Origin of the sequence: Prosthecobacter sp. (assembly GCF_044222345.1) — a bacterium.
Taxonomy (GTDB): Bacteria; Verrucomicrobiota; Verrucomicrobiia; order Verrucomicrobiales; family Verrucomicrobiaceae; genus Prosthecobacter.
This window is the reverse complement of sequence record NZ_JBGANL010000018.1, coordinates 74,286-86,928: the sequence shown is the minus strand read 5'-3', so window position 1 is coordinate 86,928 and position 12,643 is coordinate 74,286. Positions and strand designations below refer to the sequence as shown.

9 protein-coding genes are annotated in these 12,643 nt (G+C 59.4%); 6 read left to right on the top strand and 3 right to left on the bottom strand.

Features of this window, described 5'->3' with window-relative positions; translation table 11 throughout:
- Positions 1 to 42 precede the first annotated feature (42 nt).
- The 6 genes from deoC to pdxA all read left to right on the top strand — a co-directional run bounded on the left by deoC (position 43) and on the right by pdxA (position 7,575).
- Entirely contained in the window at positions 43 to 825 is a 783-nt protein-coding gene (deoC, locus tag ACILSL_RS11945) for a deoxyribose-phosphate aldolase (protein WP_395732262.1), read from the top strand.
- Between the two features lie 86 nt (positions 826 to 911).
- A complete protein-coding gene (locus ACILSL_RS11940; RefSeq protein ID WP_395732261.1) occupies positions 912 to 3,875 on the top strand; it encodes a PSD1 and planctomycete cytochrome C domain-containing protein in 2,964 nt (987 codons plus the stop codon).
- The gene (locus ACILSL_RS11935; RefSeq protein WP_395732260.1) at positions 3,872 to 5,284 is read left to right on the top strand and encodes a DUF1501 domain-containing protein; all 1,413 of its coding nucleotides are present in this window, start codon (positions 3,872 to 3,874) and stop codon (positions 5,282 to 5,284) included. The genes ACILSL_RS11940 and ACILSL_RS11935 overlap by 4 nt, the downstream gene beginning before the upstream one ends.
- Positions 5,281 to 5,724: a hypothetical protein gene (locus tag ACILSL_RS11930; RefSeq protein WP_395732259.1), complete on the top strand. Its 444-nt coding sequence runs from the start codon at positions 5,281 to 5,283 to the stop codon at positions 5,722 to 5,724. Before ACILSL_RS11935 ends, ACILSL_RS11930 begins: the two co-directional genes overlap by 4 nt.
- The gene (locus ACILSL_RS11925; protein WP_395732258.1) at positions 5,721 to 6,563 is read left to right on the top strand and encodes an alpha/beta fold hydrolase; all 843 of its coding nucleotides are present in this window, start codon (positions 5,721 to 5,723) and stop codon (positions 6,561 to 6,563) included. Before ACILSL_RS11930 ends, ACILSL_RS11925 begins: the two co-directional genes overlap by 4 nt.
- Before the next feature lie 16 nt (positions 6,564 to 6,579).
- Positions 6,580 to 7,575 carry a 4-hydroxythreonine-4-phosphate dehydrogenase PdxA gene (gene pdxA / locus ACILSL_RS11920; protein ID WP_395732257.1) on the top strand — a complete coding sequence of 332 codons (996 nt, stop codon included), beginning with the start codon at positions 6,580 to 6,582 and terminating at the stop codon, positions 7,573 to 7,575.
- 6 nt (positions 7,576 to 7,581) lie between these two features.
- On the opposite strand, the gene ACILSL_RS11915 is transcribed toward pdxA, so the two are convergent.
- The 3 genes from ACILSL_RS11915 to ACILSL_RS11905 form a co-directional block, all read right to left on the bottom strand.
- The gene (locus tag ACILSL_RS11915) at positions 7,582 to 9,258 is read right to left on the bottom strand and encodes a dihydroxy-acid dehydratase (protein ID WP_395732256.1); all 1,677 of its coding nucleotides are present in this window, start codon (positions 9,256 to 9,258) and stop codon (positions 7,582 to 7,584) included.
- A 127-nt stretch (positions 9,259 to 9,385) separates the two neighbouring features.
- The gene (locus tag ACILSL_RS11910) at positions 9,386 to 10,321 is read right to left on the bottom strand and encodes a hypothetical protein (RefSeq protein ID WP_395732255.1); all 936 of its coding nucleotides are present in this window, start codon (positions 10,319 to 10,321) and stop codon (positions 9,386 to 9,388) included.
- A gap of 807 nt (positions 10,322 to 11,128) precedes the next feature.
- Positions 11,129 to 12,133, bottom strand: a complete 1,005-nt coding sequence (locus ACILSL_RS11905; protein ID WP_395732254.1) for a hypothetical protein — start codon at positions 12,131 to 12,133, stop codon at positions 11,129 to 11,131.
- Positions 12,134 to 12,643 lie beyond the last annotated feature (510 nt).

Below are 12,643 nucleotides of genomic sequence, written 5' to 3'. Positions count from 1 at the left end.
AGGCTTAGCCAATTTAGAAATTGGCTAAGCCAATCGCATTCTATGAAATACAGCTATTCCGACCTTGCCAAGATGATCGACCACAGCCTCCTGCACCCGACGATGACGGATGCGGAACTGGAAGCCGGGTGCAGGCTGGCGGCGCAGTACCAGGTGGCGTCGGTGTGCATCAAGCCCTACGCGGTGAAACAGGCGGTGGAATGGCTGCGGGGTTCCGGTGTGCTGGTGGGTTGTGTGATTGGCTTCCCCCACGGGAACAGCGCCACGGAATCCAAGCGCTATGAGACGGAACTGGCCTGCAAAGACGGCGCGGATGAGATCGATATGGTGGTCAACCTTGGCAAGGCATTGGGCGGCGACTGGGGCTACGTTGAGGCCGATGTGAAGGCGGTCTGTGATGAAGCGCACAAGCATGGAGCCAAGGTGAAGGTGATTTTTGAAAACGATTATCTGACCAACGGCGGGGCTGGGCTCAGCAGCGATGACTTCAAGCGCAAGCTCTGCGAGATCTGCGAACGTGCCGGGGCGGACTGGGTGAAAACGAGCACGGGCTACGGCTTTGTGAAGCAGGTCGATGGCAGCTACAATTACAAAGGGGCCACGGAGCATGATCTGGCCCTCATGCGTGCCGGCTGCAGCCCCAAGGTGCAGGTGAAAGCGGCGGGCGGAGTGCGCGATCTGGACGGGCTTATCAAGGTGCGCGACCTCGGCGGATCACGCTGCGGCGCCACAGCGACGGCGGCCATGATGGATGACTACCGCAAGCGTGAAGCTGTGGGCACGCTGGAAGGTGAGGGTGGCAAGATCGGCTCCGGCGGGTATTGATCTGGCCTGCCTTTCTATTGGCTGATCCTGCTCGCGGCTATCTTGTGGTCAGAAACCCCTTTTTGTGGCGTTCTCAACCGACCGCAATGACACGCCCCGCCCTCCTTTTCTGCCTTGCCCTGCCAGCCTCCGGATTCGCCGTCGATTTCAATCGCGACGTGCGTCCGGTGCTGGCGCAGCATTGTTTCAAATGCCACGGCATGGATGATCAGGGGCGCAAAGGCAAGCTGCGGCTGGATCTGCGGGATGCGGCCATAGGCAAAGGCAAGTCTGGAGAGCTGGCGGTTGTGCCCGGGAAACCGGACGCGAGCGAGGTGATCAAGCGCGTCTTTTCCAAAGATGAGGATGAGGTGATGCCACCGCCGCACACGAAGTCTGTATTGCCGGAGAGTGCGAAGAACATTCTGAAGCTGTGGATTGCGGAAGGCGCGCCGTATGAGGCGCATTGGGCGTATGTGCCGCCTAAGCAGGCAGCGCTGCCTGTTGCTGGCGTGCATCCGATTGATTCCTTCATTCTGGATCGGCTGCAGAAGGAAGGTTTGCAGCCTTCGGCGGAGGCGGATCGCTTCACGTTGGTGCGGCGTGTTTATTTGGATCTCACCGGCCTGCCGCCGACACCTGCGGAGGCGGATGCGTTTGTGAATGACAAGGCACCTGATGCCTATGACAAGCTGGTGGACCACCTGCTGGCCTCCAAACAGTATGGCGAGCGCTGGGCACGGCGCTGGCTGGACCTCGCCCGCTACGCGGACACGAACGGATTTGAAAAGGACAGACCGCGCCAGATCTGGCCCTACCGGGACTGGGTGGTGCGGTCGCTGAATGCGGACATGCCGTTTGATCAGTTCAGCATCAAGCAGCTTGCAGGCGACATGCTGCCGAACGCGACGCCGGAGGATCTCATTGCCACGGGGTTTCATCGCAACACGATGCTGAACGAGGAGGGTGGCATTGATCCAAACGAGTACCGTTTTTACGCAATGGTGGACCGCGTGGGAGTCACTGGCACGGCATGGATGGGGCTGACGATGAACTGCTGCCAGTGCCACACGCACAAGTACGACCCCATCCTTCATACGGACTATTACCGCACTCTGGCGCTGCTGAACAACGCCAACGAACCGACCTACTTCATTCCGACGCCGGAAGTGGTGGCCCAGCAAAAAGCGCAGGCGGCAAAGATTGCCAAACTTCAGGCTGAACTGCCGGGCAAGTTTCCCGGTGGCAAGGCGGCGATGGAAAGTCGCTTCGCGGGATGGGTTGAAGGTGCATCGCACCGGGCTTCGAAGTGGGAGGTGATTCGCCCGACGAAGATGGCGACGACGATGCCGCATCTGGAGCAGCAGGCGGACGGATTTATCCTCGGCAGCGGTGACATCACGAAAAGCGATGTCTATGATCTGAGCTTCAAGGCACCGATCAAGGGAGTGCGTGCGCTGCGCATTGAGGTGGCTTCCCATACAAGCCTCCCGAACGATGGTCCGGGGCTCACCAACTACGAGGGGCCTCTCGGCGGTTTCTTCATGAGTGAATTTCAGGCTTTGCAAAATGGTCAGCGCGTCAAGATTGCACGGGCCGAGGACACCAATGATGATGAGGATGACCGCATCAGTGACTCAGCCGCCGGCGCATCTAAGGCGAAGGCCAAAGCGGCAGCCAAGCCGAAGAAAAAGAACAATGCGACCGCTACACTGGATGGCGAGATGTCCAGCGGCTGGCAGGTGCTGGGCGGGTATGGTGTGCAGCATGCGGCGGTGTTTCATTTTGAACAGCCGGTGGATCTCACGAACGGCCTTGATTTGAAGATGCTGTTTGAAAAACACTTTGCCTGCCCGCTGGGGCACTTCCGGATTTCGGTGACGACCAGCGATCATGCTGAAGCAACGGGGCTGCCGGCGGAAGTCGAGGAGGCGCTGGCCACCGGAGACAAATCAAAACACGAAATGTTGCTGCGGAGCTTTCTTGAGACCGCGCCTGAAATGGAGAAGACCGCCAAGCCCTTGCTTATCGCTCGCAAAACACCGCCACGCGGCCAGGCCACGCTGGTGATGGAGGAACGTCCTGCGAACAACCCGCGCATCACGCACCGCTATCATCGGGGTGAGTATCTGCAGCCGAAGGAGGAGGTGACGCCGGGCGTGCCGGCGTTCCTGCCTGCACTTCCCAAGGATGCGCCTGCAAACCGGCTCACGTTTGCCACGTGGCTCTTTGCGCCGGATAATCCGCTGACGGCACGTGTGACGGTGAACCGCCAGTGGCAGGCGTTTTTTGGCCGCGGCATCGTGAAATCGCTGGAAGATTTTGGCTATCAGAGTGATCCGCCGTCGCACCCCGAGTTGCTCGACTGGCTGGCGGTGGAGTTTGTGAAGCAGGGCTGGTCGATGAAGAAACTGCACCGGCTGATTGTGACGAGCGCTACCTATAAACAGAGCAGCCGCAACACCCCTGAGCATGTGCAAAAAGATCCGGAGAACATCCTGCTGGCACGCGGTGCTCGCTTCCGGCTGGATGCGGAAGTGATTCGTGATTCCGCGCTCAAGGCGGCAGGGGTGCTGTCACTGAAGATGGGCGGTCCGGGCGTCTATCCGCCGCAGCCTGCGAGTGTCACCTCTGAAGGCACGTATGGCAAAGTGGAGTGGAAGGTGAGCGAGGGGGAGGACCACTATCGCCGCAGCCTGTATACCTTTACCAAGCGCACCGCACCGTTTGCGATGGCCACCACCTTTGATGCTCCCACGGGTGAATCGTGCCTGGCTAAACGCGAAGTTTCAAACAGCCCGCTGCAGGCCCTCACGCTGCTCAACGACCAGATGTTTGTGGAAGCCGCGCAGGCGATGGCGAAGCAGGTGATGGCAGAATCAGAGAGCGACGATGAGCGTCTGCAAAACATCTTCCGCCGAGCCGCGACACGGCCTGCGGCTCCGGACGAACTGGCGCTGCTAAAGACCTTCCTGCAAAAGCAGCGCGAACGGACAATCGAAGGCGAGGCTCTCTGGACTGATGTGAGCCGCGCCGCCCTTAACCTTGACGAAGCCATTACGCATCCATGAACACTTCCAACATCACCCGCCGTCACTTCTTCCAGGACTGCGCCATCGGCACGGGCAAGATCGCGCTGGCATCGCTGCTGGCCGAGTCGGCCTATGGAGTGACGCAGAGTCCAAATGTCACCGCGCCCACGCATTTTCCGCCGAAGGCCAAAGCGGTCATCCATATGTTCATGGCGGGTGCGCCGTCGCAGCTTGAGCTGTTCGACAACAAACCCATGCTGACGAAGTATGAAGGCAAGCCGCTGCCGCCTTCGATCATCGGCGGCCAGCGTTATGCGTTCATCCGGCCGGACGCGGCGGTGTTGGGGCCGCGCTACAAGTTTGCCAAGCATGGGCAGTGTGGTGCGGAGCTCTCCGAGATGCTGCCGCATTTGGCGACGGTGGTGGACGACATCGCCATCGTGAAATCCTGCCGCACGACGCAGTTCAACCACGCACCGGCGCAGATTTACATGAATACCGGCTTCTCCCAGCCGGGCAGACCCAGCATGGGCTCGTGGATCACCTATGGTCTCGGGGCGGAGACGCGCGATCTGCCGTCGTTTGTGGTGATGAGCACCGGCAGCGGCATCAGCGGTGGTGCGGCCTGCTGGAGCAGCGGCTTTTTACCCAGCGTGTATTCCGGCACGCGCTTCCGCAACACGGGCGATCCCATCCTGAATGTGAGCACGCCGCAGGGCATCGAGGCGGGCACACAGCGCGACACCATTGAACTCATCAACGCGATGAACCAGCGCCGTCTCAAGCTGGATGGCGACAGCGAAACGGGCACGCGCATTGCGAATTACGAAATGGCCTACCGCCTGCAAAGCTCCGCACCGGAACTGATGGATCTGACCAAGGAGGACGAGGCCACGCTGAAAATGTATGGGTGTGATCCCAAGGTGCCTTCATTTGCCCGGGCCTGCCTGCTGGCGCGGCGCATGGTCGAGCGAGGTGTACGCTTCATCAACATCTACAACGAAGGCTGGGATGCTCACAGCGATGTGGCGGGCAATGTGAAGAAGAACTGCGGTATCACGGACCAGGCCAGTGCGGCGCTGATCAAGGACCTCAAGCAACGCGGCCTGCTCGACAGCACGCTGGTGGTCTGGGGCGGTGAATTTGGACGCACGCCGATGGTGGAGGCCAGTGTGTCATTGGGACGCAGTCTTGGGCGTGATCATCATCCGCAGGCCTTTACCATGTGGATGGCCGGCGGTGGCATCAAAGGGGGCGTCACTGTGGGTGCGACGGATGAGATGGGCTTCAACATCATCGAGGATGAAACCCACGTGGCCGACCTGCAGGCGACGATATTGCACTGTCTGGGCATCGACCACGAGCGTCTCACCTTCAGCAAAGCGGGGCTCGATTTCAAACTGACAGGCGTGGAGCCATGCCATTTGATCAAACAGATTTTGGCATGATCCCCGCCACCATCGTTCAGGGGCATCGCGTGGCCTCGGGCTTGAATGGGAATCCGAAGTTTCCAGGTGGCACGCTGCGCATGCAACTGCCGTTCTTTGCGAAGCTGGGGCTTGATCTGAGTGCGTTTTATCCCGGCACATTGAATGTGAGCATAGCGCCGCTGAGTTATCGTGTGGTGCAGCCACGGCACACGTTTCGGGCGCTGAAGTGGCACCCCGAAGATCCGGCGGAGGATTTTTCGTTCTTTGATGTAACCGTTCATCGCGATGGTGCTGCACCGGTTCGTGGTTGGATTTATCACCCGCATCCGGACACGAAGCCCGTGCATTTTCAAAAGCCGGACGTGCTGGAACTGCTGCTGCCGTGGACAGAAGGGCTGAGCTATGGGACAAAAATCACACTGGAAGTCCCTGTGGAGCAGATGATCATCGAAGCATGAAGAAGCTCGTCTGGTTCCTATTTTTACTCACTTCGGCGGCGCTGGCGGACACGCTGGCGGATATTGAATATGCCAGGGTGGGCGAGACTTCGCTGAAGCTGGATCTGCATCGTCCGCAGGGGGATAATCCGCCGCTGATCGTGTATGTGCATGGCGGTGGGTGGCGGGCGGGCTCCAAGGAGGATGTGCCGATTGCCGACCTGTATGACCGGGGCTTCGCCATTGCGAGTGTGGACTACCGGTTGTCCACGCAGGCGGTGTTTCCAGCACAGGTGCATGACATCAAGGCGGCGATTCGGTTTCTGCGGGCCAATGCAGGCGTGTTTCACCTCAACACCACCAAGATCGCCATCATCGGTTCTTCGGCCGGCGGACATCTGGCTGCGCTGGTGGGAGTGAGCAACGGGAGCCAGGAACTCGAAGGCAAGGTGGGGGAGCATCTGGATCAAAGCAGCGATGTGCAGACCATCGTGAGTTATTACGGCGCTTCGAATCTGGAAACGATTCTCTCCCAGAGCACTCCGAAGGGGCGTGATTTCCGCATTCCTGCGCTGAAGCTGCTGCTGGGTGATACGCCTGACAAAAAGCCCGCACTGGCGAAACTGGCGAGCCCGGTGGCGCATCTGGACAAGAGTGATCCGCCGCTGCTGCTGATCCATGGTGATGCAGATCCGCAGATGCCGCCGCAGCAGTCGCAGGAACTGGCCAAAGCCTATGAGTCTCTGGGCCTGCCGGTGACTTTGATCCTGCTGCCCGGCAGCCTGCATGGGGGCGCGGAGTTTTATGATGAGGAACGCACGGCCCTCGTTGCCAAGTTTCTCGACAAGGTGCTGCGTTGAGCCAGAGTGAAGGTTCATGTCGAAACCACTCATTGCCATCACGATGGGCGACCCTGCGGGGGTCGGTCCTGAAATCTGCCTGCAACTGCTCGCCAACGAAGAAGTGAGGCAGCATGCCACCCCTGTGGTGTTTGGCGATGCACGGCTGCTTTCGCGCTGTGCGCGGCAGACCGGACTCCCAGCGCCGAAACGCATCATCAGCGAGATCGAATGGGCGGAGAAGTGTGGAAGCATCGACGGGCCGGCAGTGCTGGATGTGTTTGGATTTGATGCGGGGGATTTCACGCCGGGGACTGTCAGCGCCAGGACGGGTGCGGCGGGTTACCGCTACGTGGAGAAGAGCATTGAGGTCGCCCTGGCTAAACAAGTTGCTGCGGTGGCCACGGCACCGCTGAACAAGGAGGCGCTGCATGCCGCAGGCATCAAGTATCCCGGACACACGGAGATGTTTGCCGAGAAGATGCAGGCAGAGCGCTCCTGCATGACCTTTTTCTCCGAGGAAATGATCTGCAGTCTGGTGACGGTGCACATTGGTTATCAGGACGTGGTGCCTGCTTTGACGACTGCGCGAATTTTGGATGTGATTGAACTGACTGCCGAGGCGGTGCAGCGCGTGCGCGGAAAAAAACCTCGCATCGCCGTGTGTGGACTCAATCCTCACGCCGGCGAGCATGGCCTGTTTGGCCGTGGTGAGGAGGAATCCATCATCGTGCCTGCCATCGAGGCGGCGCGCGCGAAAGGCCACACGATCGAAGGACCCCTGCCACCGGACACCGCCTTCATCGCACCGAAACGCCGTGCGGTGGATGCCTACATCTGCCTGTATCACGATCAGGCTCTCATTCCGCTGAAGGCGCTGGCGTTTGACACCGCTGTGAACACGACGCTGGGGCTGCCGGTGCCGCGCACGAGTGTGGATCACGGCACTGCGTGCGACATCGCCTGGCAGGGCAAGGCCAACGGGCGCAGCCTCGTGGAGGCTGTGCTGCTGGCGGCGAAGATGGCGGGGTGATGAGCTTTATTTGCGCTCCGCCACCCAGCGGGGCACGCAGCCCTGGTGGGCCTGGGTCACCGTGGCGGCGAAGTCCGCGAGATAGCCGAAAGGATGGCTGACGGGGAAGTTCGCGCGTGGGCGGGCATCCAGGTCCGCATTGACGTGAATGGTGCCGGCGAGCAGGTCGAATTCGATTTCATCGCCGTCTTCCACCAAGGAAATCGGGCCGCCAACGGCCGCTTCAGGGCTGCAGTGCACGCCCACCGCCCCCCCGGAGACGCCGGAGACACGGGTGTCTGAGAGCAGGGCGACTTTGCCGTAAAGCTCTGGCACTGCGAGGGCGGCGCTGGCCACGTGCATCTCCGGCATGCCGAGGGCCACGGGGCCACAGCCACGAATGACGACAATATGGCCGGGCTGGATGCGGCCGGCGGCAGCGGCATCGGAGACGCCTTTGGAATCCGTGAAACAGATGGCTTTGCCACGGAAGCGGGGTTCGTCCAAGGAGGAGACTTTGAAGACGACACCATCAGGGGCGAGGTTGCCAAAGCAGATCTGGATGTCGGCAAATTCTTTGAACGGCGCCTCAATGGGCGCGATAAGTTCATTGGGGAAGGGCACCTCAGCGGCATTGGCGAGGTTCTCCGCCAGCGTTTGACCGGTGACTGTGATGCAGGAGCCATCCAGCAGCCCGGTTTTCATCAGGTGCTTCAGCAGCATGGTGGTGCCGCCGAGGCGATGGAGATCCACCATGGTGCCCCGGCCACGTGGCGCAAAATTGCACAGGACAGGCGTGCGGCGGGCAATGGCCTGCACGTCACGCAAGGTGAAATCGACTCCTGCTTCACGTGCGACAGCGAGGATGTGCAGCACACCATTGGTGGAGCCACCGATGGCGCAGATGGCAGTCATGGCGTTGGTGATGGACGCCTTGGTGATGATGTCCCGGGGGCGCAGGTTCATTTCCAGCAGGCGGCGCACGGCTTTGCCGACGCGCAGGCATTCCTCACGTTTGCCGGCTTCAATGGCGGGCATGGAGGACGTGTCCGGCAGGCTGAGCCCCATGGCTTCGAGCGCGATGCCCCAGGTGTTAAAGGAGGCGGCGATGCCGCAACCACCTGCACCAGGGCAGGCGGTACGGATGATCTGCTCAGACTCCTCATAGCTCATGGTGCCCTGTTTTTCCTTCGCAGCGGCGTCATAGACGTCGAGGATGGAGGTGGAGTGCCCCTTGTGGCAGCCGGGCATGATGCTGCCGCCATTGACGATGAGGCCGGGGTAATTGGTGCGCGCCAGGGCCATGGCGAAGGCCGGCCCGTTTTTGTCACAATGATGCAGGCCGATCAGCGCATCGTAGCAGTGCGAGGTGCAGATCATCTCCGCGCCATTCGCCATGAGATTGCGTGAGCAGAGGGAGGCGGCGCCGCCGACATTTCCCTGCGTGATGTTGTCACTCACTGGCGAGACGCCGAAGGGGAAGCCGATGAGGCCTGCCTCTTTGCAGCCCTGGGCGATGAGCTGGGCCAACTCGTGCGCGTGGACGTTGCAGATGTTGCCGTCCAGCAGGGGCGTGCCGATGCCGATCTGAGCCTTGTCGAAATCTTCCGGTTTAAAACCCAGGCCCCAGAAGAAGGCGTTGACGCCGCGTTGCCAGCCATGGGTGAGGTTGTTCGAGTTCCAGTTGAGCGGATGTTCAGTCATGCAGCACGGATGCTAGGCAGGAAGACGTTCCGCGCCAAAAAAAAGCTCCCGGTCAGTGAACGAACTGACCGGGAGCCCCAACCTAATAATCTGACAAGGGTGTTCGGGGCTTCGAGCCCCCGACGAATTAGAACGCGAAGCTAAGCTTAGTGCCCCAGTAGAGCTCGTTCTGGGTGGCGTTGAGCTGCGTGCGAAGCTTTTCGCCGTGGTTCAATGCGACATAGCTCGTCCAGGTAACCGACTTGGTCAGCTTGACTGGGACGGCGAGCGTGTAGAGAACGTGGGTGAAGCCAGAGGTCGGAGCATTCTGCATGCTCTGACCTTTGTTGCCAACCACGCCGCCGCCTGCGATCGAGCCGGAACCGTTGCCGGTGTAGTAGTCGATGCCGAAGCCGGTGTTGACGGAAGGCACGATGCTCAGCCAATCGGTGACTGCGAAGGTGTAATCAGCACCGAGGGCGATGTACTGACCATTGATTCGGAAGTCATAGTAGTAGCCTGCATAGATGTTGAAGCCTTTGATCGGCACTGCAACGGTCCAGCCAAGTTCACCCGCACCTTTGAGCGCGAATTCTGGGTCGGCCAGTGCATTGGGGGTGCCGTTGAAAGCGCCACCGTAGTTATCTGGATAGAAGTAGTACTGGTACTGCATTCCGAACTTGGCCCAACCCGCGTCATAGGACAGATTGGTGATGGCATCGACTTCGGTGTATTGGAAGCCCTGCTTGGAATACTGGCCGACAGCGCCGGTGCTTCCGTTGTTCGGGAAGGGGGTGCCAGCGGTGTTGATGTAGGCACCACCGATGCCCCAGGTCAGCTTGTCAGTGATCGGCACGCTGATGTTGAGCGCCGTCCACATGATGTTGTCAGCGAACCAAAGACCGCGGAAGTAGTAGCGGCTGTCGTAACCGGCGTCGAAAGTGGCTCCGATCGATTCGAAGAGAGCTCCTGTTTTTTCTTCCACAGGGACGGGGTTTTTAACAGGGGCTGAGGTGCCGGCAGATGCGTTCAGCGCTGCACAGGCAGCAAGAACGGTCACCGACTTGGCAATGAATGATGTCATGCTTTTGGGCTTCATGTATGGGTCGAGTTTAGTTATTGTTGGTGTTGAGGCGCTGACCAGCCGGGGGCAAGCAGCTGTAACATGAGGTAGCATGTGCCGTGCCATGTTATCGGGGCGGTCACTTTTTGTTTATTTTCATCAACAAGCCCTTGGTTTTTAATGGCGCTCAAGAGAGCGTCGGCAAAAAAAGCTTATTTTGGAGATGCACCCTCTGCTTCGGCAGAAAATAAAAAAACGCCGCAGGCATGGTTCCACAAGACCGCCTTAAAAGTTGTGTGGCAGAGGTGCCAAAGACAGAGCGGGCTGAGAGCGCCCAAAATTTCCTGCCGGTATTAGCAGGCGTATGGACGGCCTCGCGGGGGGGGCGAAAATCAGTGAGCATGCTTGACTGGGTCGAAGGTATGTGGTGGGGCGCGGCCCCCTTCGCCAGCTGAGGTTGCGCGGCATGAACATCAGGGCATTACATGCTCAAAGAGGAGGTGGCATGGAGCTCTGAGCTGTCGGATGACCTAAAGGCTCACCATCTATCCCTGGTGCCATCGGTTGGAGCGAATTTTTTTCCTGCCTGAGATTAACCTGAGGAGATGCCAGATGGCGGGAGGCTGGAAGCTGCATGCAGCTATCATGCCCTCAGGTGAAGGGGGCTGTGCTGGAGGCGGTAATTCACTGCGATTCTTAACTCCGCTAGGCTCGGATTTCGCATATAGGGCTGCTCAGCAGCACTCACTTAACACAAAAAAACCTCCCGGCTTGCGCCGGGAGGTTTGAAAACCTTGAAGGGTTGAATCGTTCAGAGAACGACTTGAATTAGAAGCGGACGCTGAGGGTCACGCCGTAGTACACAATGCTGTGGAACGGAGTGGCAGGACCACCGACAGGGATGGCTGCGTTGTAGCTCGTGGTGGAGCGAGCCAGATTCTTGATCGGGCCCATTGGCAGGTTGGCTGCAACGTAAGGGGTGAGGGTCGCACGGCTGTTGAGCTTGATTGGGAAATCAATGCCAACGTTGAGTGCGGTCCAGCCACTGACGCCGTATTGAGCAGCGCTGTTGGTGACGATGCCGCCGCCACCGATGAGGTTGCGGGAAGCCTGGGTGAAGCCAGCGTTGTAGTGCAGACCATAGCCAAGACCAGCGTGTGGGACGATGCTGATGGCATCGGTCACAGCGATGGTGGACTTGGCGGTGAGGTCGAAGTACCAGCCACCGTTGACGAGGTCATAGTTCGCGCTCGAAGCCAGATTGATCGGGCCGAGGTTGGTGTTGACGCCCAAAGTGAGCTGCTGGATGTCGTTCATGCCGAAGCCCTGGCCGAAAACGCCGTTCATACCACTGCCATTGGCGAGGGAACCCATGTTGTGGATGTAGCTGTAGCCGAAGCTCACCGCGGCAGGACCGAAGTCATGCGAGATGGCTGCACCCAGCTGAAGGCGCTGGAAGGAGTTGGTGTTCTTGATGGCGCCGCCGGTGGCAGTGCCAATGTTGGGGGAGAAGCTGTCCTGGTCACCTGCGAGGGAGCCGTAGTTCACGTCCCAGAGGAGGGAGGTGCTGCCAGCGCCGTCTTCGGAAGCGCCGCCCACAAGGAGAAGCTCGCCGTTGAGGCCGGCACGGACCCAATGCTGGCCGTAGTTGATGCCACGCCACACGTAGTTGGAGTCATAGCCGATGGAGGCGTTGATGCCCAGATCATCGTTCACCGGAGCGGGAGCGATGGGGTTTTTAGGGTTTTTAGCAGGAGCGGAGGTTCCGGCCACAACGGGAGTGGCGGCCAGTGCCAAGAACCCCAGCGTTTTCAGCAATGCGTTCAATTTCATAGTCTGATTAGTTTGGTATTAGGTTGGTTGGGTTGAGGTCGGACACTCGCATGGATTGCATCAAAACATGTTGTTTCGGTGCAGAGTACGTGAGCCGTTCAGTCCTTAAGATAGCGCGGCTGTGGCCGCTGCAAAGCCTTTTCGCATCATCTTATTTTAAGCATTCCCTGAGTGCATTGCCTATCCGGACTCCGCCGAGCGCCCGTTTTTGAATTCGATTTTCCTCATGGCGCAGTCCGTCCGTGCGTGGGAAGAGGGGATGTTTTCCAGCTTGCGTGTCCTTCTTGTGAGGCTGCCAGTCTGTTCCCGCCCACTGGATGGCGGCAATGCCGAAGGTGATGCCGCAAGAGTCAGCAATGACAAAAGCGAGCTGTGGCCCAGCCTGTTAGAGCGCTTCGTTCGGGACGGAGTTTGGTGAAAATTTCCCGATTTTCTCATGGGATCCGAATTGATCTCACCTTCGGAGGCAACAAATTTGGGCAATTGGAACTGCTTCTAGCTTCGCTCAAT